Annotated in this window: 18 protein-coding genes and 2 pseudogenes; 9 read left to right on the top strand and 11 right to left on the bottom strand. The window is 65.3% G+C overall.

Features of this window, described 5'->3' with window-relative positions; translation table 11 throughout:
- Positions 1 to 26 precede the first annotated feature (26 nt).
- A complete protein-coding gene (locus ACQ86E_RS13210) occupies positions 27 to 1,568 on the bottom strand; it encodes an alkaline phosphatase D family protein (protein ID WP_431205754.1) in 1,542 nt (513 codons plus the stop codon).
- Between the two features lie 96 nt (positions 1,569 to 1,664).
- On the bottom strand, positions 1,665 to 3,110 hold the full coding sequence (locus tag ACQ86E_RS13205; protein WP_431205753.1) for a TAXI family TRAP transporter solute-binding subunit: 1,446 nt from the start codon (positions 3,108 to 3,110) through the stop codon (positions 1,665 to 1,667).
- Positions 3,111 to 3,261: 151 nt separating this feature from the next.
- Between ACQ86E_RS13205 and ACQ86E_RS13200 the strand changes: the two genes are divergently transcribed.
- Together ACQ86E_RS13200 and ACQ86E_RS13195 are read left to right on the top strand one after the other, a co-directional pair.
- Positions 3,262 to 3,567, top strand: a complete 306-nt coding sequence (locus tag ACQ86E_RS13200; RefSeq protein WP_431205752.1) for a 4a-hydroxytetrahydrobiopterin dehydratase — start codon at positions 3,262 to 3,264, stop codon at positions 3,565 to 3,567.
- 100 nt (positions 3,568 to 3,667) lie between these two features.
- Complete coding sequence (locus ACQ86E_RS13195; protein ID WP_431205751.1) at positions 3,668 to 4,066, top strand: YkvA family protein; 399 nt, start codon at positions 3,668 to 3,670, stop codon at positions 4,064 to 4,066.
- 188 nt (positions 4,067 to 4,254) lie between these two features.
- Here ACQ86E_RS13195 and ACQ86E_RS13190 read toward each other — a convergent pair whose 3' ends face one another.
- Positions 4,255 to 5,229 carry an NADPH:quinone oxidoreductase family protein gene (locus ACQ86E_RS13190; RefSeq protein WP_431205750.1) on the bottom strand — a complete coding sequence of 325 codons (975 nt, stop codon included), beginning with the start codon at positions 5,227 to 5,229 and terminating at the stop codon, positions 4,255 to 4,257.
- Between the two features lie 207 nt (positions 5,230 to 5,436).
- Complete coding sequence (locus ACQ86E_RS13185) at positions 5,437 to 6,708, bottom strand: IS110 family transposase (RefSeq protein ID WP_431205749.1); 1,272 nt, start codon at positions 6,706 to 6,708, stop codon at positions 5,437 to 5,439.
- A gap of 296 nt (positions 6,709 to 7,004) precedes the next feature.
- Here ACQ86E_RS13185 and ACQ86E_RS13180 point away from each other — a divergent pair, with 296 nt between their 5' ends.
- The 7 genes and pseudogenes from ACQ86E_RS13180 to ACQ86E_RS13150 all read left to right on the top strand — a co-directional run bounded on the left by ACQ86E_RS13180 (position 7,005) and on the right by ACQ86E_RS13150 (position 14,825).
- Entirely contained in the window at positions 7,005 to 7,844 is an 840-nt protein-coding gene (locus tag ACQ86E_RS13180; protein ID WP_431205748.1) for an SDR family oxidoreductase, read from the top strand.
- A 117-nt stretch (positions 7,845 to 7,961) separates the two neighbouring features.
- Complete coding sequence (locus tag ACQ86E_RS13175) at positions 7,962 to 8,606, top strand: invasion associated locus B family protein (protein ID WP_431205747.1); 645 nt, start codon at positions 7,962 to 7,964, stop codon at positions 8,604 to 8,606.
- 210 nt (positions 8,607 to 8,816) lie between these two features.
- Positions 8,817 to 10,020: pseudogene (gene rlmN / locus ACQ86E_RS13170) on the top strand (23S rRNA (adenine(2503)-C(2))-methyltransferase RlmN).
- A 97-nt stretch (positions 10,021 to 10,117) separates the two neighbouring features.
- Complete coding sequence (locus ACQ86E_RS13165) at positions 10,118 to 10,612, top strand: hypothetical protein (RefSeq protein WP_431205746.1); 495 nt, start codon at positions 10,118 to 10,120, stop codon at positions 10,610 to 10,612.
- 81 nt (positions 10,613 to 10,693) lie between these two features.
- Entirely contained in the window at positions 10,694 to 11,470 is a 777-nt protein-coding gene (locus tag ACQ86E_RS13160; protein WP_431205745.1) for a phosphatase PAP2 family protein, read from the top strand.
- A gap of 93 nt (positions 11,471 to 11,563) precedes the next feature.
- A complete protein-coding gene (gene argG / locus ACQ86E_RS13155; protein WP_431205744.1) occupies positions 11,564 to 12,901 on the top strand; it encodes an argininosuccinate synthase in 1,338 nt (445 codons plus the stop codon).
- Between the two features lie 166 nt (positions 12,902 to 13,067).
- On the top strand, positions 13,068 to 14,825 hold the full coding sequence (locus ACQ86E_RS13150) for an alkaline phosphatase (RefSeq protein ID WP_431205743.1): 1,758 nt from the start codon (positions 13,068 to 13,070) through the stop codon (positions 14,823 to 14,825).
- 68 nt (positions 14,826 to 14,893) lie between these two features.
- Here ACQ86E_RS13150 and ACQ86E_RS13145 read toward each other — a convergent pair whose 3' ends face one another.
- The 7 genes and pseudogenes from ACQ86E_RS13145 to ACQ86E_RS13115 all read right to left on the bottom strand — a co-directional run bounded on the left by ACQ86E_RS13145 (position 14,894) and on the right by ACQ86E_RS13115 (position 22,971).
- Positions 14,894 to 16,960 carry an OmpA family protein gene (locus ACQ86E_RS13145; RefSeq protein WP_431205742.1) on the bottom strand — a complete coding sequence of 689 codons (2,067 nt, stop codon included), beginning with the start codon at positions 16,958 to 16,960 and terminating at the stop codon, positions 14,894 to 14,896.
- A gap of 179 nt (positions 16,961 to 17,139) precedes the next feature.
- Positions 17,140 to 17,382, bottom strand: coding sequence for a hypothetical protein (locus tag ACQ86E_RS13140; protein ID WP_431205741.1), 243 nt, complete (start codon positions 17,380 to 17,382; stop codon positions 17,140 to 17,142).
- Positions 17,382 to 17,867, bottom strand: a complete 486-nt coding sequence (locus ACQ86E_RS13135) for a pyridoxamine 5'-phosphate oxidase family protein (RefSeq protein ID WP_431205740.1) — start codon at positions 17,865 to 17,867, stop codon at positions 17,382 to 17,384. The genes ACQ86E_RS13140 and ACQ86E_RS13135 overlap by 1 nt, the downstream gene beginning before the upstream one ends.
- Positions 17,868 to 17,939: 72 nt before the next feature.
- Positions 17,940 to 18,326, bottom strand: coding sequence for a VOC family protein (locus ACQ86E_RS13130; protein ID WP_431205739.1), 387 nt, complete (start codon positions 18,324 to 18,326; stop codon positions 17,940 to 17,942).
- Between the two features lie 24 nt (positions 18,327 to 18,350).
- Positions 18,351 to 19,175: an FkbM family methyltransferase gene (locus ACQ86E_RS13125; RefSeq protein WP_431205738.1), complete on the bottom strand. Its 825-nt coding sequence runs from the start codon at positions 19,173 to 19,175 to the stop codon at positions 18,351 to 18,353.
- A 68-nt stretch (positions 19,176 to 19,243) separates the two neighbouring features.
- The gene (locus ACQ86E_RS13120) at positions 19,244 to 21,157 is read right to left on the bottom strand and encodes an ABC transporter ATP-binding protein/permease (RefSeq protein ID WP_431206464.1); all 1,914 of its coding nucleotides are present in this window, start codon (positions 21,155 to 21,157) and stop codon (positions 19,244 to 19,246) included.
- Positions 21,158 to 21,356: 199 nt separating this feature from the next.
- Positions 21,357 to 22,971: pseudogene (locus tag ACQ86E_RS13115) on the bottom strand (GMC family oxidoreductase).
- Positions 22,972 to 23,140: the final 169 nt, after the last annotated feature.

Below are 23,140 nucleotides of genomic sequence, written 5' to 3'. Positions count from 1 at the left end.
GCGAGCGGCCGGGTTCCCTCGAAGCTTCAGGCCAATTTTGGATCGAGCGTGGTCGACCACAGCGCGACGTCGGCGCGGTCGCGCAGTGTCACCGTCATCTGGCCCGAAGCGCCGTCGATCTTGACGTGACCGAAGAACTGCATGCCGGCGGACGGCGGCAGGTTCTGGTTGTCCTTGCCTGGGGCTTTGACGAACCGCACCTCAGGCCCAAAGGTGTTGTCGAGCGCGTTCGGGCCGAACGTGCCCGCATGCAGCGGGCCCGAGACGAACTCCCAGAACGGCTCGAAATCCTGGAATTGCGCCTTGTTGGGATCGTAATAATGCGCGGCGGCGTAGTGTACGTCCGCGGTCAGCCATACCGTGTTGCTGATCGGCGCCATCTTGATGAAGCGCAGGAGGTCGGCGATCTCGAACTCGCGGCCGCGCACCGGGCCGTCGCCCTGCGCCAACGCTTCAGATCCGCCCTTCGGCGTGTCTGAGACGACGAGGCTGAGCGGCATGTCGGAGGCGATCACCTTCCATGTCGCGCGCGAATTCAGCAAGCCGCGCTTGAGCCAGGCGATCTGGTCCGGGCCGAGGAAATAGCTCGCGGGACCGTAAGTGGTTTCGAGATTGGGGCCGTTCGGGCCGCGATAGCTGCGCTCGTCGAGCATGAACACGTCGAGATGCGGGCCGTAGGAAATCTGGCGGTAAACGCGGCCCGGCTCATTGATGCTCTCGCGCATCGGATACATCTCGTGGAAGGCGCGGGCGCCGCGCGCGGCGAGCAGCGCGATGTCGCGCTCCTTGTAGGTCGCCGGCAGCTCCTTCGACAGCGACCAGTTGTTGGTCACCTCGTGGTCGTCCCACTGCACGAAGATCGGCACGTCGGCATTGAAGGCGCGCAGATTGTCGTCGGTGAGATTGTATTTGTGCGCGGCGCGGTACTCGTCCAGCGTCTCGGCGACCTTGGCCTTCTCCGGGATCGTGACGTTCTTCCAGATCTTGCCGTCGGCGAGCTTCACCTCGGATGCAATCGGGCCGTCGGCGTAGATCGTGTCGCCGGAGTGCAGGAAGAAATCCGGACGATGCTTGCGCATCGCGGAGAAGGTGAACATGCCGCCGTCATCCGGATTGATGCCCCAGCCTTGTCCGGCAACGTCGCCGCCCCAGACGAAGCTGACATCGCGGCGGTCGGCGGGCGCAGTGCGGAAGCGGCCGATCACCGGCTCGCCCTCGACCGCGGTGTGCGAGAGGTCGCGGAAGCGGATTCGGTAGAAGATGTCCTGTCCGGCCGGCAGGTTCTCGATGAGCATCTTTGCGGTGAAGTCGCTTTCGGGCAGCGCGGCGATCGGCGGCAGCGCGCGGGCGTCCTTGAACGACTCGGTCGTCGCCACGTCGACCAGCATCTGCGCGGGTCTGTCGGTGCGCGCCCACACCACGCCGCCATCGACGGTGACATCGCCCGACTGAACGCCATGCGTCACCGCCGGCCGGTCTGCCGCGCGCGACAGATGCGGCATCGCGATCGCGCCAAGTGCCCCGGCGCTGGTGGTGAGGAAGCGGCGGCGGGAGAATTTGATCTTCATGGAGGCGGTCTCGATATCGCGTGGAGCGGCCGCCGAGGCGGCAGCCAGCTAAACGCTATAATGAGGCAGTGTGACGCAGCAATTACGCGCAAGCCGTCACGCGTTGCCGGCGGCGCGGAATTGCGGGCCTGTGCGCTGCGGGTTCTGCGGCATCGTGAACAGCACCGCCTTGCGATCGGCAACGGCCGCGTGGAACTGGTCCAGCACGATGTTGAAGGCTGTGAGCGCACCCTCCTCAATCGCGCCGTGATCGTAGCAGCGCAGCGTGTCGCGCAAGATCTCGTCGGCTTCGGTCTGCATCTGGTCGAGATCTTCGGTCGTATCGCTCCTGCGCGCCGCCGCGATCATGTCGAACAGGCGTTCGCGCAGGTGACTGTTGTTGTCGCGCTCGTCCTTCTTGAGGTAACCGGCGAACCACGCGCCGATCGAGCCCATGGCCGAGAGGGCCATCAGGCTCCACCAGATGTAATCGCTGTACTTGTCGAGGAATGTCTTTTCTTCGCCGTCGACGAAGGCGGCGGCGCCGGGATGCACGGGGATCACCGCATCCTTGTCGGTGTCGGGCGTCTCGATCTTCGCCGCCAGCGGGAATTCCGCCACCAGTTGCTGCCGCACGGCAAAGAGCTGGCGCGTGAACGCCGCGATGGTGGTTTCGGGTACGCCTTTGCGCGCCACGATGTGGTGCGCGAAGCTGATGGTCTTGACCTCATCCTCCGGCCGGGCGGGCGAGCCGCCATAGGTGCCGGCGGGAATTTCCGAGGCTTCGTAGATCGGATGGTTCTGCGCGATGGCGTCGGCGGAATCGATGGCGAGGAAGATCGGCGAGCCGCCATCCTTGGCGGAAGCCGCGATCGCCTCCGATGTAATCTTGCTGTTGACCGGACCTGCCGCGAGATACGCATCGGCCTTCTGAGCCTTGATCGCCTCGGCGGCCTCACTGGCCGGGAACTGGATGATCTCGACCTTGGCGGGGTCGACGCCGTATTGCTGCAGGATCACCTTGAGCAAATTGACGTTGGCCTGCGTCTTGCCCACCACGCCGACGCGATGGCCGGCGAGTTGCGGGATCTTGGAGATCTTCGCGCCCTTCTTCTTGCCTTTGCCAGGCACCGACCACAGCACCACGACGTTCTTGCGCAGGGTCGCAACCGCCTGCGCATTCTTTGGCACGTCGACGTCGCCTCGCACGATGGCGAGATCGACCTTGCCTTCCGCGAGTGCCTCCGCACTGGCGGTGGCACCGTCGGTCTGGATCGGCCGCAGCCGCACGAAGCTCTTGTTCTGAGCGAACGCCTGCGTCAGCGCCTGCACCACCTTGAGGTCATCGCTGTTGGCCGGACCGACCGCGATCTTCAGCGCCACAGGCCGCATCGCGAAATAATAGCCGCCGGTCATCGCGCCGATGATGGCGAGCACCAATGCGAGCGAGACGAGCGCGGTCCGCCGCGCCGCGGATCGCGGCGACGTCGGGACGGGCGTTTCGGCCAGGTCCAATCCCCCGGTCATCGATCTCCCAAACAGGCGCTTCAGGCTCAGTTTCATCTTGGCCGGCGATTTACGCCCGCAATTGTAGCAAATTTCTTGTCCGGCGGGGTTACATCTCCGTCATGGTTAGCGGATGGGGCAAATCCCGGTTGAACCCGGGCCCTACGCACGGTGTTAGGGTAAAGTTCCCCCAGAAATGGAGGCCATCATGGCAGAGCGGCTGACGGCGGACGCACGCAAGCAGGCGCTGGTCGCCATCCCGGGCTGGGCTGAAGTCCAGGGCCGGGACGCCATCGGGAAAACCTTCGTCTTCAAGGATTTCAACGAGGCTTTCGGCTTCATGACCCGTGCGGCGCTGGTCGCCGAGAAGATGGACCATCACCCCGAATGGCGTAACGTCTACAAGACGGTGGAAGTGGTGCTGTCGACCCATGACGCCGGCGGCGTCACCAGGCGCGACATCGAACTCGCCAAAGCCATGGACGCCTTCGCCAGGCGGACACCCGCAAGCTGACATCCGGCTGACATCTTGCGGAGACCGGTGGCATCCCCATGTTGTGATCGACACCGGATGCGGCCACCGGCCACGCCGGGTCAATGGAGAGTTTTGGACCATGGCTGCCGAACACAGCGTCGGTTTCGAGCCGGCCGATCGGCTCGCGGAAGATCGCGAGAGCGTTCGCCGCCGCTTCTGGCGCAAGTTGAAGCGCGTCGCCGCGCACCTGCCCTTCGCGGAAGATCTGCTCGCTGCCTATTATTGTGCATTCGATCGGCAGACGCCGCGTCATGTCCAGGCGTCGCTGCTGGGTGCGATCGCCTATTTCATCCTGCCGTTCGATTTCGTCCCCGACGTGATGCCGATCCTCGGCTTCACCGATGACGCCGCCGTGCTCGCCACCGCGCTCCGCATGGTCGCCAGCCACATCACGTCGGAGCACCGCGAAGCCGCCCGCGCCGCGCTGAAGCGCGGGGTGGATGAGGACGTCTCGGAAGGGGACGCGGAAGCCGCGTAGTGCGCTGTTGGCCGCTTCGCGGCCACACCCACCGCTGTCATGCCCCGGCTTGACCGGGGCATGCAGTACGCCGAGGCCTCTCAATCAACAACAACTGTCCCTGGAATACTGAATCGCCCGGCCAAGCCGGGCGATGACAGCTGAGTGTGTGGTGGCGAACTCGCGACACCATTCGCCACGGCTTCAGATTACGGATGCAGGATCACCTTGCCCATGGCCTGGCGACCCGCCAGCACCTTCAGCGCGTCGGCGGTCTGCGCCAGCGGGAACGTGCGGTCGACATGCGATGAAATCTTTCCTTCCGCGGTCCACTTCACGAGCTTCTCGAGATTGGCGCGGTTCTTCTCCGGATTCTGCCGGGTCCAGGCGCCCCAGAACACGCCGCGGATGTCGCAGCCCTTCAAGAGCGCGAGGTTGAGCGGCATCTTCGGAATGTCGCCGGCGGCAAAGCCGATCACGAGGAAGCGCCCTTCCCAGGCGATCGAGCGCAGCGCCTGCTCGGCATACGCGCCGCCCACGGGATCGAAGATGATGTCGACGCCCTTGCCGCCGGTGAGCTTGCGCAGGCCTTCCTTCAGATCTTCCTTGCCGTAGTTCAGAGTCAGCTCGGCGCCATGTGCTTTCGCGAATTCGAGCTTCTCGTCCGACGAGGCGCAGGCAATGACTTTCAAGCCCATCAGCTTGCCGAGCTCGCAGGCGGCAAGTCCGGTGCCGCCGGCAGCGCCGAGCACTGCGAGCGTCTCGCCGGGCTTGGGACTGGCGCGATCTTCCAGCGCATGCAGCGCGGTGCCATAGATGATGATGATGCCGGCCGCGCGGTCATAGTCGAGATTGTCGGGGATTTTCACGATCGACGCCGCCGGCAGCGCGATCTTCTCGCGCGCGCCGTTGTGGCCGCAGGAGGCGACGACGCGGTCGCCGACCTTCACCTCGGTCACGCCGGGACCGACGCTCTCGATCACGCCGGCGACTTCGGCGGCCGGCGAGAACGGGAACGGCGGCTTGATCTGGTACTTGCCCTGAATCATCAGGATGTCGAAGAAGTTCAGCGCCGCCGCCTTGATCGCGATCACCGCTTCGCCTGGGCCTGCCACCGGATCCGGAATGTCGGCGAGCACGAGGTCGTCGGGCTGGCAATATTGCGAGCAGAGGATGGCTTTCATGGTGACACCTAAGCGTTTCGAGGCAGAATTATAGTTGGCCCGTTTCTGCCGGATTTAGGCACGGGCGACAATCCAGATTCTTTGTCTAAGGCTACACGCCGGCCTATCCTCGTCATTGCGAGCGAAGCGAAGCAATCCAGACTATTTCCGCAGGACGGACTCTGGATTGCTTCGCTGCGCTAGGAAGAAACAGTTGGTGATTTAGGGTCAGGCGGCCTCCGCGGTTTGCTGGAGTTGGACGGTGAAGCCGAGCTTTTTGAGGCGCGCGACCAAGCGGCTTGCCTTGACCTCGGTGGGCCGGCGGTCGAAGTAGTCGGCGCCGAGGTCGTGGTGCTCCGTGCCATTTTTGAGGATGTGGTAGATGGCGGTGAGGATCGAAGCGGCGACAGCGCAGATGGCTTTTTGAGGTCCGCGTCTGGCCTGCAGGCGGAAGAACTGCGCTCGGTAGTAACTGTTCTTTGAACGCTTGGCGGCCCAGGCGCATTGAACGAGCATCGTCTTGAGCCATGGCGCCCCCTTGCGCAGGCGGGAGGATTTGCGCTTGCCAGCGCTCTCGTTCTGTCCGGGGCAAAGGCCCGACCAGGCGACGAGATGGCCGGCAGTCTGGAAGCGGCTCATATCGGCACCGATCTCGGACAAAATTGCCGGCGCTGCCACCGCGCTGATCCCAGGGATCGTGGTCAGCAATCCGATCAAGTGGCGAAAGGGGGTCTTGCCACCACCTGCCTCCGCTTCCATGGCCTCGATCCGCTGAGCGATTTCGACATCAAGCTTGCGAATCGTCTCATCCAGACCATCCCGTTGCTTCAGGTGAAGCGCCAGCAGAAAGCGATGGTGATCCGTCAGGCGCCCATGCAACGCGTCGTAAAGCTCCTTTGGCGACGCCTTGATCTGCTTGCCGGCAAGCTCGGCCAGCTTGTTCGGCTGCCGGACGCCCTCGATCATCGCCTGGATGATCCGCCGCCCGCTCGCGCCCATGATGTCGGAGATCACTGAACCGAGCTTGATGTTGGCCTCCGCCAGCGTCTTGTCGATCCGCTGCACGTGCCGCGTCTGCTCGCGAACCAGTTGCTTGCGCGTCCGCGTCAGCGCGCGCAGCTCCTGAACCTTCTCCTCCGGAATGAAGCTGCCCTTGATCAGCCCGCAGGCCAACAGATCGGCGATCCACATCGCATCGTTCATGTCGGTCTTGCGCCCCGGCACATTCTTGATATGCGCCGCATTGGCGACGATCAATTCGAAGGCGCCTTCGCCCAAAATCCGGAACACCGGCATCCAGTAGACGCCCGTCGCCTCCATCGCCACATGCGTGCACCTGCTTTCTTCCAGCCACCTTCTCAGCTCAACAAGCTGCTCCGTCGTGGCCGCAAAAGTCCGGCACTCCCGCTGCGCCTTGCCATCGGCCATGATCCGTACACAGGCCACGACCGTGTCTCTGTGCACATCCAGTCCCGCCACCCTCTCGTACAAAATATCCATGTTCTCCTCCTCAACAGTGGCGCCGGCGGCGTAGGCGCCTGTCAGAAAAGAATGCTAGGAAGCGTGCTCCAGGGCCATAAATACCCCTCCGCGCCAGTGTGGGTCATCCAGGCAACCCGGGTCCAACTCGCAACCGGGCTCTCGCGCACCAGAGAGCAATCGACCTCTTTGCCGACGGCCCCCCAAAATACCGCACTTGCCCACGCGCTGAAAGTTTCATTCAGCGCGCGTCGGCCCCTCGAGGCCGGTCCCAACTCGCAATGACGGAGCAAGAACAACAAGAAAGGATTCAAACGATGTTTGAAACAGGTCTGCTCAGGAACAAGCGCATCCTCGTCACCGGCGGCGGCTCGGGTCTCGGCGCGGCGATGGGAACGCGGTTTCTCGCGCTTGGCGCCGAACTCGTGATCTGCGGTCGCAAACTCGATCGGCTCGAGGCCACGGCGAGCGAGATGCGCGCGCAGACCGGCGGCAAGGTCGCCACCATCGCCTGTGATGTTCGCGACGGGGCTGCGGTCGAGAACATGATGGACACGATCTGGCGCGAGGCGCCGCTCGATATCCTCGTCAACAATGCTGCGGCGACCTTCATCGCGCAGAGCGAGCACCTGTCTTTCCGCGCGGCCGACGCGATCCTCGCGCCGACGCTGCACGGCGCGATGTACTGCACGCTCGCCGCCGGCAAGCGCTGGATCGACGGCGGGCACAACGGCGTCGTGCTCTCGATCCTCTCGACCTCGACCATCACCGGCCGCGCCTTCACCGTGCCGTCGGCAATGGCGAAGTCGGCGGTGCTGGCGATGACGAAGAGCCTCGCGGTCGAGTGGGGTCCGAAGGGCATCCGCACCGTTGCGATCGCGCCGGGTCCGTTCCCGACAGCCGGCGCATCTGGACAGCTTCGCCCGGAGGGCCGCGACGAAGGCTGGACCGCGCGTAACCCGATGGGCCGTACCGGCGAGCACGGCGAACTCGCCGACCTCGCCAGTTTCCTGGTTTCGGACCGCGCCGGCTACATCAATGGCGAGATGGTGGTGATCGACGGTGGCGCGCATTTGCGCAGTTCCGGCGCCGAGGATCTGTTGCGCTGGACCGACGCGCAATGGTCCGAGCAGCGCGCCGCGCGATCCAAGGGCTGACGAACTGCTGACCCGCTAACTGCCTTCCCAAATTGGGCTTTCCCGGCTATCCCTGCTGTGGGGACAACGCGCGACCGAGCCATCTTCCAGTCACAATATTGAGGGAACCACTCCAGCATGTGGCGGGCGCTTTTTTGGGCTTTGATGATTGGCGTGACGGCGTGGGGAATCACTGATTCCGCGCGGGCTCAGACGGCGCAACCGGCGCCCAAAGCTGCACCGAAAGCAGCAGCGCCGGCCCATACGACGGCCAAATCGGCAGCAAAGCCCGAGAGCAAACCGGTGGCCCCGCCCGCGACGGTTGCGGGCGGCGCGGAGCCGACCCTGATCGGCCAGTTCGGCACCTGGGGCGCCTATTCGGCCGCGCCCAACGGCAAGAAAGTCTGCTTTGCGCTGGCCAAGCCGTCGTCCTCGAAGACCAACCCGCCGAACCGGCCGCGCGATCCCGCCTATGCCTTCGTTTCGACCCGGCCGTCGGAGAAGGTGAACAATGAAGTGTCGGTCATGATCGGCTACGCGCTGAAGCCGGGCTCGGAATCGTCGGTCGAGGTCGGCGGCGCCGCCTTCGCGATGTACACGCAGGGCGACGGGCTCTGGATCAAGAACGCGGCCGAGGAGGACCGCATGGTCGAAGCCATGCGCAAATCCGCCGATCTCGTGGTCAAGGGCGTTTCGGCCAAGGGCACGGAGACGACCGATACGTTTTCGCTGAAGGGTCTCGCCCAGGCGCTGGACCGGATCTCGCAGGATTGCCGGCGTTAAGGCTGCGCGCGGGATCACGGTCGCAATCGGCGGTTTCGGTTGCTATATAGGGCAGGTTCCAGATTTTCTTCCGTCTCGGCCGGGCTAAAGCGCGAAGCGCGTCTTCGTACCAGATGTCCCGGCCATCCACGTGCTAACCACGGGCGAAAAAGAACGTGGATGCCGGGAACAAGCCCGGACATGACGAACAGCAGCAATCTCAGGCAACCAATGCAACCGACGACCGAGCCGCACAACGCAATCCTGGTGGAGAAGACTCCGCTCGAAACCTATGTGCCGCCGGCCAAGCCGTCGCTGGTCGGCCTGTCGCGCGCCGAGCTTGCCGACCGCCTCGGCGAGATCGGCGTCGCCCCGGCGCAGCGCAAGATGCGGGTGCAGCAGCTGTGGCACTGGATGTATTTCCGCGGGGCCCAGAATTTCGACGAGATGTCGTCGGTCTCGAAGGGCATTCGCGGCGAGCTCGCGCAGCACTTCACGGTCGACCGCCCCGAAGTCGTGGCCGAGCAGATCTCCAACGACGGCACCCGCAAATGGCTGCTGCGGCTGCCGAGCGGCGACAATGTCCAGAAGGCGCATGAAGTCGAGTGCGTCTACATCCCCGAGACCGATCGCGGCACGCTGTGTGTGTCCTCGCAGGTCGGCTGCACGCTGAACTGTTCGTTCTGCCACACCGGCACGCAGCGGCTGGTGCGCAACCTCACGGCGGGCGAGATCGTGGGTCAGATCATGGTCGCGCGGGATCGTCTCAACGATTGGGCCGATCGCGAGGACGGTACGCGCCGCGTCACCAATGTCGTGATGATGGGAATGGGCGAGCCGCTCTACAATTTCGACGCGGTGCGCGACGCGTTGCTCATCGTCGGCGACAATGAAGGCATCGGCATCTCCCGCCGTCGCATCACGCTGTCGACCTCGGGCGTGGTGCCGAACATCGTGCGCGCCGGCGAGGAGATCGGCGTCATGCTCGCGATCTCGCTGCATGCCGTGCGCGACGAATTGCGCAACGAGCTGGTGCCGCTCAACCGCAAATATCCGATCAAGGAACTGCTGCAGGCCTGCCGCGACTATCCCGGTGCCTCGAACGCCCGCCGCATCACCTTCGAATATGTGATGCTCAAGGGCGTCAACGATTCTGCTCGACGATGCCAAGCTGCTGGTGAAGATGCTCAAGGGCATTCACGCCAAGATCAACCTGATTCCGTTCAATCCCTGGCCCGGCACGGCCTATGAATGCTCGGACTGGGACCAGATCGAGAAGTTCTCCGAATACATCTTCAATGCCGGCTATTCCTCGCCGGTGCGCACCCCGCGCGGCCGCGACATCCTCGCCGCCTGCGGCCAGCTCAAATCGGAGACCGAAAAGCTCAGCGTCCGCGAACGCGAGGCGCTGCGCGCCATGGCGATGACGGATTGATCATGGCGACGCCCTCAAGGTTCGTCATGGCCGGGTCAAGCCCGGACAGGACGGTTGATAGCGTGGCGATGCCATCGAGCGACAATCTGCTAAAGTCATGTCCCTGATCGGTCGCCTCATCGTCATCTTCTTCGGCTTTCTCGCCGCCTGCTTCGTCGGCGGTATGATCGTGGTCGTCGCGCTGCTGTTTCCGGAGTTCGCCGATCTCGGCGCAGGTCCCGTCGACCGGGGCACGATCGACATCCTGCTCGGCTTTGGCTTCATCTTCGTCTCTGGCTTCGCGCTGGTGCCGGCGGCGGTGATCGTCGCGATCACCGAAGCGCTCTACATCCGCAGTGCGCTCGCTTATGCTCTCGGTGGCGGCCTTGTCGGGCTCGCCTGTTATCTCGGCCTCGTCCCCTTCCACTCCGACACGTTCCAGTTCGAAGGCATCGTGCGGCGTCACCTGGAGATCATGACCGGTGCCGGCATCGTCGCGGGCGTCGTCTACTGGATGATTGCCGGCCGCAACGCCGGCGCCTGGCGCAATCCGCCGCCCCCGCGCAATCCGCCCCCGCCGCTGCCGTCGAACTCAAGGCCGGAGGCGCGGTGATTTCTTGCCCTGCCCTCGAGGGGAGGATGGGCACTTCGCCCGGGGTTTTCATCCCCTCTCCACTCCGCTAAACCGCGCGCCATGAACCGTACCGGACTTTTCATCGCCCTCGCGCTGTGGCTCGTGATCGGCGTCGTTTTCGGCCTCTATCCCGAGCTGGACCTCAAGCTCGCCGCGCTGTTCTTCGACCCTGATACGAAGACGTTTCCGCTCAAGCTGAACGGCTGGGCGGCCTTCGCGCGTGACGCTGCGATGTGGGTGGCCTGGGCGTTCGTGCTGCCGCCGTTGGTCGCGCTCGTGGTCAAGATGATCCGGCCCGACCGTCCGCTGATGGTATCGGGGCGCGCGATCGTGTTCCTGCTGGTCACGATCATCCTGTCGGCTGGCATTCTCACCAACCTCACCTTCAAGACCTATTGGGGCCGGCCGCGGCCGGTGGTGGTGACGCAGTTCGCCGGCGACCAGCAATTCGTGCCGTGGTGGGACCCGCGCGGCGACTGTGCACGCAACTGCTCGTTCTTCTCGGGCGAGGGCGCGACCGCGTTCTGGACGCTGGCGCCGGCCGCGCTGGCGCCGCCGGCCTGGCGGCCACTCGCCCATGCGGCAGCCGTGGTGTTCGGTCTCGTCACCAGCGGGCTCCGCATGGCGTTCGGCGGGCACTTCTTCACCGACGTGTCGATCGCCGGCCTCGTCACCTTCGTCGTGATCTGGTTTGCCTACGCGCTGATTTACCGCTGGCCGCGGACCCGGTTCTCGGACGCTGCGGTCGATGCCGCCCTGACCCGGCTGAACATGCCGGCCTACCGGCTCCGCCAGCGGCTGTTCGGCCGCAAGACGGACCCCGAGCCCTCGGCTTGAGGCATTAAATGCGTGCCGAGCCCCGCGAAATTTGATATTCGCGCGGTCAAACCCGCCCCGACCTCAGCCCTTAGAGACCCGATTGGAAGCGCCATGACCACGATCCTGAAAAGCCTGCCCAAGGGTGAGAAAGTCGGCATCGCTTTTTCCGGCGGTCTCGATACCAGCGCGGCGCTGCTCTGGATGAAGCAGAAAGGCGCGCGCTGCTACGCTTATACCGCCAATCTCGGCCAGCCTGACGAGGCCGATTACAACGAGATCCCGCGCAAGGCGATGGAGTTCGGTGCCGAGAAAGCCCGTCTCGTCGATTGCCGCACGCAGCTCGTCCACGAAGGCATCGCCGCGATCCAGTCCGGCGCCTTCCACATCTCGACCGGCGGCATCACCTATTTCAACACCACGCCGCTCGGGCGCGCGGTCACGGGCACGATGCTGGTCGCGGCGATGAAGGAAGATGGCGTCAACATCTGGGGCGACGGCTCGACCTTCAAGGGCAACGACATCGAGCGCTTCTACCGCTACGGCCTGCTCACCAATCCGGGCCTGAAGATCTACAAGCCCTGGCTCGACCAGCAGTTCATCGACGAACTCGGCGGCCGCGCCGAGATGTCGGCCTTCATGACCGCGCAGGGCTTTGCTTACAAGATGAGCGCCGAGAAGGCCTATTCAACCGACAGCAATCTGCTCGGCGCTACGCACGAGGCGAAGGATCTCGAAAGCCTCGACAGCGGCATCAAGATCGTCAACCCGATCATGGGCGTGCCGTTCTGGCGCGACGACTGCAACGTCAAGGCCGAGACCGTCGTGGTGCGTTTCGAGGAAGGCCAGCCCGTCGCGCTGAACGGGCAGACCTTCGCCGATCCCGTCGCGCTGTTCCTCGAAGCCAACGCCATCGGCGGTCGGCACGGCCTCGGCATGAGCGACCAGATCGAGAACCGCATCATCGAGGCCAAGAGCCGCGGCATCTATGAAGCGCCGGGCATGGCGCTGCTGCACATCGCCTATGAGCGCCTCGTCACGGGTATCCACAACGAGGACACCATCGAGCAGTACCGCATCAGCGGCATGCGCCTCGGCCGCCTGCTCTACCAGGGCCGCTGGTTCGATTCGCAGGCCTTGATGCTGCGTGAAACCGCGCAGCGCTGGGTCGCGCGCGCCGTCACCGGCGAGGTCACGCTCGAGCTGCGCCGCGGCAACGACTACTCGATCCTCAACACCGAGAGCCCCAACCTCACCTATGCGCCTGAAAGGCTCAGCATGGAGAAGGTTGAAGACGCCGCCTTCTCGCCGGCCGACCGCATCGGCCAGCTCACGATGCGCAACCTCGACATCGCCGACACGCGCACCAAGCTGAAGCTCTACACCGACACCGGCCTGTTGTCGGGCAGCGAAGGCTCGCAGATCTTCCGGCTCGAGAACGACAAGGGCTGATGGTCCTGCAGCCCGGATGGAGCGCAGCGAAATCCGGGACGTCTCGCCAAGCCGATAGATTCCCGGATTACGCTGCGCTCCATCCGGGCTACTCGTTTAATGACGGTGTCATGCGCGATCGCTAGGCTTCCGCTCCCATCCGGAATGAAATTGCGGAGCATCGCGCATGGTCAAGGGATCGGCACTCGCCTCTCTCATCGTCCTCTGTTGGACGTCGTCATTGTCGGCGCAGACGATCTATCCCATCGATCGCGCCGAGATTCTGGCCGGTGCCCAATTCGACTTCAAGGTTGAACTTCCGGGGCTGGTCGATCCGGCCAGGCTGAAGGTGACGGTGAACGGCGCGGACTATGCCGAAACGTTCGGCCGTGCCGGGACCTTCGTCGCGCGCGAGGATGGCAAGGACCAGTCGGCGCTGATCCTGCGCGACGTCACGCTGGCCAGGCCGGGCAGCGTCACGGTGGACGTGAGCGACGGCACCAACCAGCGCAGCATCGCATGGACGGTTTACGAGACCGGGCCGCGCAAGGCGAAGAACGTCATCCTGTTCATCGGTGACGGCATGTCCCCAGCGCATCGGGTCGCGGCGCGAATCCTGTCCAAGGGCATTGCGGAGGGCAAGAGCCGCGGCAAGCTCGCGATCGACGACATGCCTCATATGGCGCTGGTGGCGACCGCCGGCTCGGACTCGATCATCACGGACTCCGCGAACTCGGCCAGCGCCTACGCGACCGGCCACAAGAGCGCCGTCAACGCGCTCGGCGTCTATGCGGACCGCACTGCCAGCCCGTTCGACGACCCCCGGGTCGAAACCATCACCAGCCTCGCCAGGCGGCGGCACGGCATGGCGATCGGCATCGTCACCAACACCGAGATTGAAGACGCGACGCCGGCCGCGATGGTCGGGCACACGCGCCGGCGCGCCGCCTATGACGAGATCGTCGAACAGTACTTCGCCGCGAAGCCGGATGTGCTGATGGGCGGCGGCAGCGCGAATTTCCTGCCGAAGTCAGCGACGGGCTCCAAACGCAAGGACGAAGCCGACTACATCGTGAAGTTTCACGAAGCCGGCTACCAGATCGCGACCACCGCAAGCGAGCTCAGCGCTTCCGCCGCGAAGTCGGAGACGGGCAGGCTGCTCGGGCTGTTCGCCACCGGAAACATGGATGGCGTGCTCGATCGCAAATTTCTTGGGGGCGGCGGCGTGAAGAAGTTTCCGGAACAGCCCGACCTGACCGAGCAGGTGCAGGCGGCGCTGAACATCCTTTCGAAGAACGAGACCGGCTTCTTCCTGATGGTCGAATCCGGGCTGATCGACAAATACGCGCATCTGCTCGACATGGAGCGCGCGGTCTACGACACGATCATGCTCGACAATGCAGTGCGCCAGACCCGCGAGTGGGCGCGTGCGCGCGGCGACGATACTCTGATCCTGGTGCTGGCCGACCACAACCATCCCAACAGCCTTGTCGGCACCGTCAACGACGACATGGGCTCGACGCCCAACGTGCCGCTGCGCGAGCGCGTCGGCGTTTATGAGCAGGCCGGATTTCCCAATTATCCGGCTCCGGATGCGGAGGGCTATCCTTCGCGCGTCGATGTGAGCCGGCGGCTCGCCATCTTCTCGGCCAGTCTGCCGGACCACTACGAAACCTTCCGCCCCAAGCTCGACAATCCGAACGAGCCGACCGTCAAGGCCGCTGACGGCGGGACGTTCAAGGCCAACGAGAAATACCGGGATGTCCCGGGCGCGGTGCTGCGTCCCGGCAATCTGTCGGCGATGATCGGCGCCAGCGTGCATTCGGGCGAGGATGTCATCCTGACGGCGACCGGGCCGGGCAGCGAGCGGGTGCACGGCTCGATGGACAATACCGAAGTCTTCCGCGTCATGGTCGAAGCGCTCGGCCTCGCCGCCGGGCAATAGCGCGCCGCGCCGCTCAAACGAAAATGGCCGGGATCGCTCCCGGCCATTTTGCAGTCGTGTGCTTCGACTCAGCGCGGCGGCGCGGTGCCGGGCGGGGGCGGCGGCAGCGAGGCCTGACCGCCGTTGAGCAGCGGCGTGATATTTCGCACGGTAACGCGCCGGTTGATCGCGCTCGGTCCCTGCGTCTGCTCCTTCAGATACTGCTCGCCATAGCCCTGCGACGTCAGGTTCTCGGCGGGCACACCGAATTGCTGGGTCAGCAATTCGGCCGCGGACTGCGCACGACGGTCCGACAATGACAGATTGTCGACGTCGTTGCCGACCGCGTCGGTGTGACCTTCGATCAGGAACACCACGCGCGGGTTGGCCTGGATCGCACGGTTGAGGCCGTCGGCGATCGACTGCAGCTTCGCCGCCTGGTCCGGCGGAATGGCCCACGATCCCGTTTCGAAGTTGATCGTGTCGAGATCGATGCTCGGCATCTGCATGCGAACATTGGGGCTGTAGCGGATCTCGTCGAGCGTATAGCGACGATTGATCCGTTGCACCGGCGGCGCCACCATCGTCTGGTAGATCACGTCCGGCGACGCTTCCTGCGCGTCGACGATATAGCGATCGTAGGGAATGTTCACGACCGGAGGCGGCGCGTCGACATAGAAGCCGCCGACCGACTGCGGATCACGATAGCTGTTGTCGATGATGATGATCTCGCGCCCGGCGGGATCCCTGCGGATACGCCGCAGCAACCGGCCGTCCGGACCGACCACGGTGATGATCTCGCTGCCGTCGGGGCGGATCACGACGGTGCGGGTGTCGCCGCCGACGGTGTCGGTGCGGATGTCGCGGGCGCCATAGCGGAAGCGATAGAGATCATTGCCGCGGACATAGGTCTGCCCGCCCGGATCGCGGATGATGATGCGATCCGGCTCGGTGTAGACGGTGCGGCCGCCTTCGACGGTCTCGCGGCGCTGGTTGCGGTAGTCGGCGATGGTCGCGCCGATCACGGCGCCGGCGACGACACCTGCACCGATCGCGAGCGGCGTCAGGTCACGCTGCGGCGGCCGCGGCGGCGGCGGCAGCGGTGCGGAAACCGTGGGCGCCGCGCGGAAGGCCGGTGCGACCGTCGGCGGAGTAAATTGAGCCTTGCCGGGCGGCGGCGTTGCGGCCGCCGAACCCGGGACCGTGCTTGGAGCTGCGACACCTGCGGGAGGCGCTGGCGGCCGGGGCGGGAGGCCCGCAGCAGGTCCGGTTGCGGGGGCACCGGCGGCGGGTCCGCCGGGCGGCGGCGCGCCAGGGCCACCCTGGCGTCCCGGAGGCGGGGTCGGAGCACCACCAGCAGGCGGCGTGCCCGCGGGCACGGGTGTTGCGCTGGGCGCAGGCGTCGGTGATCCCGCCGGAGCAGGCGGTTGGCCTGGACGTCCGCCAGCCGGGGGCGTGCCGGTCGGCAAAGGCGTCGCGCCCGGAACGGTTTTCGGTGCGCCGGCCGGCGGCGGGCCGGAGCGGCCCGGCGGCGTGGTTCCCGGAGCCGGCGTTGCCGTCGGAGCGGGCGCGGCACTCGGCGCCGGCGTCGGCGCCGGCGGCGTTCGTCCTGGCGGCGGTGAAGCCGGGGGCGGCGGCGGGGTCGGAGTTGCGTGCGTGGTCGGAGGCGGCGGAGCAACACGCGCGGGCGGTGCCGCTGAAGGCGGCGGCGCCGGAGGCGGCGAATGCTGCTGCGGAGCGGCGGCCGGAGGCGGAGTTTGCGCCTTCGGTGCAGCCGGAGGTGGAGGCGGCGGAGGTGTCGGGCGCGTCGCCGCCGGCGGGGGAGGCGGCGTCGGACGTGACGGTGCAGGGGGCGGCGGAGGCGGCGCGGCCGGGCGCGGGGGCGGCGGTGGAGCAGCCGTGGGCGGCGGCGCGGTCGGACGTTGCGGCGGAGCTGCCGCGGGCGGCGGAGCGGGAGGCTTGGCTGCGGGCGGCGGCGGCGCCGCAGGTCCCTTCGGCGCCTGTTTCGGTTTTCCGTCAGGGCCGACTTCGCCTGCCGGCCCGCCCTGCGCGATCACGATGGGTGCTGCGGTGCTTTGTGCATGCGACGAGGAGCTTGCGAATGGCATCGCGGTGAGAGCCGTCGTGGCAAGCAGCACGAAGCGAAGATGAGTCATGAGAATGAATCCCCGGAAGGTTCTTGAACGAAGTCGGGTGAATGGTCGTTCGACGATGAACGGATATGCGTTAGGCCGGATTGTGGCGGTGGGGCGCGGCGCTGCTCGATTTATTTCTTCACGCGAAGCGATTCAAAACATCACCGTTCATTACGCATTCACATGATCTTGCAATCGCTTCACGCGCGCGCCTGCGACATTTCGGAGTCCGTGGCAGGATTCGGCGTCAGCGGCCCGTTCGGGCCGCGCGACGGAATCTCCTCTGGGACACGTCCCGGCAGTTCGTCGGGCTGCGGTGATTCGCCGGGCTCGCGCACCGGCGACGGGATTTCCGGCTGCGGATTGCCCGGCGGAATTGCAGGTGGCGGCTCGGTCGGTGTGCCGGGCGTCGAGGGCGGAATCTCGGGCGGTTCGATCGGCATTACAGCGACACCTTGCGGTTCTCGCCAAGATCGGGACGCGTGTTCGTCACCGCCGCAGCCGCCATCTTGACGTAGGAAATCACCGTTCCCGGCGAATCCCAATATTCAGCGTCGTCAGGCGTGATCTCGAGCACGCGGATGTTGGGATCTTCGGCGCTGTCCCACCAGGCCTTCGCCGGTGTCGAGAACAGCTCCTTGATCTTGGCGCGGTCGTCGGACACCACCGCCGTGCCCGTCAGCGACACATATTTCTGACTGCCGGCATCTGCGAATGACAGATTGATCGAGGGATTGCGTTCGATCTCCTCGTCCTTGTGTCGCCGTGCGTCCGTGAGGAAGAAAATCGTGTTGGCGTCGCGGTCGAGATGGGCGCTCATCGGTCGCGCGCGCAACTTGTCGCCGTCGCGCGTCACCAGCATCGCGAACCCGATCTTTTTCATCAAATCCCAGACGCGATCCGTGTCGCGCGCATTGTCGTTGGCCATATCGTTCTCCTTCACTCAGGGAAAGATAACCGCCTGCGCGGAACGATGTTCCTGACGAGCGACGGAACCCGTCTATTCCGGGGCGTGGCAGACGGCCTCGATGTTGTGGCCATCGGGGTCGCGCACGAAGGCGCCGTAATAGTTCGGATGATAATGCGGGCGGATGCCTGGTGCGCCATTGTCGCTTCCGCCCGCCGCCATGGCCGCCTTGTAGAAGGCGTCGACCGTGGCGCGATCCCTGGCGAGAATCGCGACATGCACCGGCTTGTTCATCGCGCCTTCGCCGCCGATCCAGAAATCGGGCTTGCCGTCGGCACCGAAGCCGGCTGCCGCGGCGTGGCCGGTCTGCTCCGCGGTGACCTCCATGATCAGGCTGTAGCCGAGCGGTGCCAGCGCCGCGATGTAGAACGCTTTCGCGCGCTCATAGTCGGAGACGGAGAAGCCCATGTGATCGATCATCGCAAACCTCCGTAGGTGTTCTCGTCAGCGCGACAGAAATGTATTGCTCCGCGTCTTGCGCGCGATCGCAAAGCCGCGCCCGATCATGTCGGCAATACAATCCTGTTGCCACTCGTTTTGTGACAGATGCTCGATCACCACCGCGCGCGGCCACAGCGCTTGCGGGACATCGCGGAAGAAGCCGATCAGCACGCGGTCCTCGAACCCCTCGACGTCGATCTTGAGCGAATCGACATGACCGACGCCGGCCTCGTCGAGGATGCGCGTCAGCCGCAGTGACGGGACCTTGATGGCTTCCGCGCTCGCCGTGCCGGTGACGACGTGGGTGGCGCCGAGATTGCCGCCGCCGCTTTCGATCATCAACTCGCCGTCGCTGTCGCCGGCCGCGGCCTGCACCAGGCGCACCTGAATTGCCTTTGATGCGGCGTGATTGAACGCGAGCCGTCCAAAGGTCAGCGGGTGCGGCTCGATCGCGACCACCTTGCCTGATGGCCCGACATGCCGTGCCATCACCAGTGCAAAAGTCCCCACATTGGCGCCGACGTCGACGAACGTGCCGCCCGCCGGAGTGTGCTGGCGCAGGAAGTCGAGTTCGTCGAGATTGTAGTCGGGGTTGAGCAACGCGCCGCGCTCGGTCGCGCTGCCCTGGTGATAGAAGCGAAACGAGGCGCCCTGGTACTGCGCGTCGACGGGGCCGCCGCGCAAGCGATCGACCAGCCGCGACATCCACGGACGAAACGCGCCCCGCTTCAGACCCGACCGCTGCGCAAGGCGGATGATCGCAGCCTGCGCCGCGTTCGGCGCAAACGCGCCGAACGGCGCGGACGATGGGGCGGTGTCGGGCGTCAACCAAGGGTCCTCATGGCAAGCGGCGCATGCATAGCCGGTTTTGCAGGGGACTCCAACGGGCTACAGAGTCACGCCGCCTTCTTCGGCGGCGCCTTGCGCTGCCGCAGGAATCGCCCGAGCAGCTTGCGCTTGCCCTTGCGCGGGATCAGCTCGATGTCGCTGACGAGCTTGGCGCCGCCTTTGCGGCGCTCCAGCACGATCTTTCGGCTGTGGAAGGCTTCCAGCTCGACGCGGTGCGCGACGCTGACGATGGTCGCCTTCGGCAGCTCGTCGGTGACCATCTGCATCATTTTGTCCTGGCTCTTCTCGTCGAGCGCGGAGGTCGCTTCATCCAGCACGACGATATCGGGGTTGTGCAAGAGCAGCCGCGCAAAGGCGAGGCGCTGCTTCTCGCCGCCGGACAGCGTCTGGTCCCACGGCGCTTCTTCCTCGATCTTTTCCTTGAGATGATCGAGCCCGACCTTGTGCAAGGCCTCGCCGATCTCGTCGATGGTCCAGTCGTCTTCGGCGCCGGGATAGGCGACGGCTCGGCGTAAGGATCCGGACGGCACGTAGGGCCGCTGCGGCAGCATGAACAGCCGCCGGTCCGGATGGAAATTGACGCTGCCGCCGCCCCATGGCCAGAGACCGGCGATGGCGCGCACCAGCGTGCTCTTGCCGGTACCGGATTCGCCGGCGACCAGCAGGCGTTCACCGGGCGCGATCGCGACCTCGGTCTCGCCGACCACGGCCGTGCCGTCGTCAAGCGTGACCGAGAGGTCCTTCAGTTCAAGCATCGTCTCATTGCTGGTCTCGCCGCGCTTGATGCGGCCGAGGCCATCGCCCCGCTCGGCGCGCTCGAGACCGTCGAGCGACATCATCAGCGAGGCGATGCGGCGCGCGCAGGCGTTCCAGTCCGCCAGCCGCGGATAATTGTCGACCAGCCAGCCGAACGCGCTCTGCACGATGGTGAAGGCCGAGGCCGCTTGCATCACCTGTCCGAGCGTCATGCTGCCGTCGAGGAATTTGGGTGCGCAGAGCAACAGCGGCACCACCGGCGCAACCAGGCTCGATCCCTGCGACACCAGCGTGGTGCGCATGTGTTGCCCGGCGAGCCGCGCCCATTGCCGCAGCACGCCGGTGAAATTGCGGTCGATGCCGTCGCGCTCTTCCTCCTCGCCGCCGAGCAGCGCGATGCTCTCGCCGTTCTCGCGCACGCGCGTCAGCGTGTAGCGGAAATCCGCCTCGGCCTGGTTCTTGTCCTCGGAGACCTGCACGAATTGGCGGCCGATCACCAGGATCGAGCCGGAGGCGATCGCGGCATAGAGAATCGCGGCAATCACGAGAAAGCCGGGAATGGTGACGGCCGATCCACCGAGCGTGACGGTGAGCGCGCCGCCGATCGTCCAGAGCACCACGATGAAGGTCGCGGCCGACAGCAGTGCCGAGGTGACGCCGGCGAGAAAATCGACCGGCGAGTCGGTCGCGATGCGCAGATCCTCGGCAATCCGGTATTCGGGGTTCTTGTGGTCGCCGCCAACGAGGTTGAGCTGGTAGTAGCGCCCGTTCGCGAGCCAGCGCGTCAACACGCTGTTGGTCAGCCACGCGCGCCAGCGCCGCTGGATGCCCATCCGCGCGAACACTTGCGCGACGCCGAGCACGATGCTGCCGATCGCGAGCGGGAAGAACACCGCTGTGAGATGAAACACGGTGGCCGCATCGCGCTTCTCGATCGCGTCGAAGATCGCGCGGTTCCAGACATTGATGCCGTATTGGAAGGCGACGGTGAGGACGATCAGCACGACGAGGCCGATCGAGAACGGCCAGGCCAACCGATCACCATTGCGGCCCCAGAAACCGCGTGCGCTGATCCAGAACCGCGTCAGCAGATAATTCTTGCGCGCCTGCTCGGCCTCCTCGGGCGACAGCTCCGGGTCAGGCTCGACCAGCTCGGGCGGCGGCGGTGTGATCTCGTCGCCGTCCTCACCCTTGATTTCGACGATGGGCGGCTTCTTGCCCCCTGTTCGCGCTTTCCGGCCGGCTTTTGCATGGCCGGATAACGCGTGGGAAATCAACCGGTTCCCTTGTGGTTCCAGGGCGAGCCGTCCCCTTGCATCATTGGGCAAGGGGCGGCAATTCGCAAGACATGCCGAGAGAAGGAATGGACGCCGGCGCATCCTCTGTCTGCCGCGCTAGCGGCGGTCAGATGCCGTGTTCGTCGCGGAGCGCGCGGGCCGCGTTCTCTCCGATGATGACGCATGGCGCCATCGTGTTTCCCGTGGTGATCCGCGGCATGACCGAGCCGTCGGCGATGCGAAGCCGATCGATGCCGTACACCCTGAGCTTGCTGTCGACCACGGACATTGCATCGCGGCCCATCTTCGCCGAGCAGGTCTGGTGCCAGTAGGTCACTGCGGAGTCGCGCACGAAGCGCTCCATCTCGGCGGCGCCGAGAGGGCCAGGCATTGACTCGCGCGCCACCAGCGGCTCGAAGGCACGGGTATTGCCGAGCGCACGGCAAACATCGACGCAGGCGATCGCTGTCTTCACATCGTCAGGATGTGACAGCATGTTGGCTTCGATCCGCGGCGTTGCAAGCGGCTCGGCGTTTCGAAGCCTTACCCTGCCTCGGCTCTTCGGCAAAGCGAGGCCGGCGAACATAGTCCAGCCGTGCGCCGGCGCCCGGTCAGCCGTCTCGGGGCTCGGCACCGGAAATTCGACCTGGCAGAACAGCAGGTCGGGGGAGCGGAGAGCGGCATCGGATTTCCAGTACAGCGTCGCCGCGTTGCCGGTGTTGCGCGGCGCAATCGGCTCGCGATATTCCCAAATGCATCCGAACGACACGTGATCCTGCAGGTTACGACCGACACCCGGCAGGTGCTGGACCACGGGGATATCAAACGGTCGAAGCTCGTTCTCATCGCCAATGCCGGAGCGCATCAGCACCGATGGCGTCTGGATTGCCCCGAGCGAGAGGACAACTTCCCGGGACGCGTTGAACCGCAGCGTCCGACCGTCGCGCAAAGCCTCGACGCCGACGGCCCTTCCGCGGCTCGAGCAGAATGCGGGAGACCTGCGTGCCGGTCAGCAGAGTGAGATTGGGCCGATCGAGAAATGGATAGGCATAGGCGCGGAAGATGGAGTGGCGCCTGCCGTTACGGACAAGGATATCTGTGATGGCGCAGCCACCTTCGCCCTCCATCATCTCGCCGTTGGGGCTTTCGAAAGTCGGAATCCCTATCTCTTTCGCTGCGCCGAGCATCGCCATCGCGGCGGGTCCGGGATCGGGTGACGGCTGCACGAAGACCGGGCCTCCGGTGCCGCGATGGCGCGGATCGGGCGTGCCTTGCCAGTTCTCGATCTCCTGGAAGATCTTCGAGACGGCATCATAACCCCAGGATTCGTCGCCGGCCTCCTGGGCGAAGAAGTCCCAATCGCTGCGGTGCCCGCGCGCCCACAGCATCACGTTGATGCTCGATCCGCCGCCGAGAACCTTGCCCATCGACATCGGAAGCGCGCGCCCGTTCAGATGCGGGTTGGGTTCCGCAACAAAGCCCCAGTCGGTCGCGCTGCCGAGGTTGCCGGGCCACGCCGCCGGCTCCATGACGGTCGGCACATCGTCTCCGCCGCCGGCTTCGATCAGCAGGACCTCGACCGACGGATTTTCGGCAAGGCGCCGTGCGACGACCGAGCCGGAGCTGCCGGCGCCGCAGACGATGAAGTCGTAGCTGCTGCGGGGGTTTTCGCTGAGCCGGTGCTGATTGGCGGCAACGCGATCGGCAAACTCCGGAAGATCAGAAGGCAGGACGTCGTTCATAAGATTGCTCCATGAAAATGCGTTGCTGGAACGCGACGTTCCGGCAGACGCGGGTGAGGAAGGGGAATGGGGCCGTCGGCGGTCCTTCCGGGACCGGTAGAGAAGAGGTCTTGGCTCGCGTCGGTCCTTCAGCTGGAGACCCGCGCGCTGGTTGGTCGTGGCGGGCTCA

The sequence above is a fragment of the Bradyrhizobium betae genome, from assembly GCF_050632175.1.
In the GTDB taxonomy this organism is placed as follows: Bacteria; Pseudomonadota; Alphaproteobacteria; order Rhizobiales; family Xanthobacteraceae; genus Bradyrhizobium; species Bradyrhizobium betae_B.
Note: the sequence above shows the minus strand (reverse complement) of the source record. Positions and strands in the feature narration are given on the sequence as shown.

Bases quoted from the DNA above. Each gene is read 5' to 3' on its own strand.
- ACQ86E_RS13210 (WP_431205754.1), bottom strand. From the start codon at position 1,568: ATGAAGATCAAATTCTCCCGCCGCCGCTTCCTCACCACCAGCGCCGGG.
- ACQ86E_RS13205 (WP_431205753.1), bottom strand. From the start codon at position 3,110: ATGAAACTGAGCCTGAAGCGCCTGTTTGGGAGATCGATGACCGGGGGA.
- ACQ86E_RS13200 (WP_431205752.1), top strand. From the start codon at position 3,262: ATGGCAGAGCGGCTGACGGCGGACGCACGCAAGCAGGCGCTGGTCGCC.
- ACQ86E_RS13195 (WP_431205751.1), top strand. From the start codon at position 3,668: ATGGCTGCCGAACACAGCGTCGGTTTCGAGCCGGCCGATCGGCTCGCG.
- ACQ86E_RS13190 (WP_431205750.1), bottom strand. From the start codon at position 5,229: ATGAAAGCCATCCTCTGCTCGCAATATTGCCAGCCCGACGACCTCGTG.
- ACQ86E_RS13185 (WP_431205749.1), bottom strand. From the start codon at position 6,708: ATGGATATTTTGTACGAGAGGGTGGCGGGACTGGATGTGCACAGAGAC.
- ACQ86E_RS13180 (WP_431205748.1), top strand. From the start codon at position 7,005: ATGTTTGAAACAGGTCTGCTCAGGAACAAGCGCATCCTCGTCACCGGC.
- ACQ86E_RS13175 (WP_431205747.1), top strand. From the start codon at position 7,962: ATGTGGCGGGCGCTTTTTTGGGCTTTGATGATTGGCGTGACGGCGTGG.
- ACQ86E_RS13165 (WP_431205746.1), top strand. From the start codon at position 10,118: ATGTCCCTGATCGGTCGCCTCATCGTCATCTTCTTCGGCTTTCTCGCC.
- ACQ86E_RS13160 (WP_431205745.1), top strand. From the start codon at position 10,694: ATGAACCGTACCGGACTTTTCATCGCCCTCGCGCTGTGGCTCGTGATC.
- argG (WP_431205744.1), top strand. From the start codon at position 11,564: ATGACCACGATCCTGAAAAGCCTGCCCAAGGGTGAGAAAGTCGGCATC.
- ACQ86E_RS13150 (WP_431205743.1), top strand. From the start codon at position 13,068: ATGGTCAAGGGATCGGCACTCGCCTCTCTCATCGTCCTCTGTTGGACG.
- ACQ86E_RS13145 (WP_431205742.1), bottom strand. From the start codon at position 16,960: ATGACTCATCTTCGCTTCGTGCTGCTTGCCACGACGGCTCTCACCGCG.
- ACQ86E_RS13140 (WP_431205741.1), bottom strand. From the start codon at position 17,382: ATGCCGATCGAACCGCCCGAGATTCCGCCCTCGACGCCCGGCACACCG.
- ACQ86E_RS13135 (WP_431205740.1), bottom strand. From the start codon at position 17,867: ATGGCCAACGACAATGCGCGCGACACGGATCGCGTCTGGGATTTGATG.
- ACQ86E_RS13130 (WP_431205739.1), bottom strand. From the start codon at position 18,326: ATGATCGATCACATGGGCTTCTCCGTCTCCGACTATGAGCGCGCGAAA.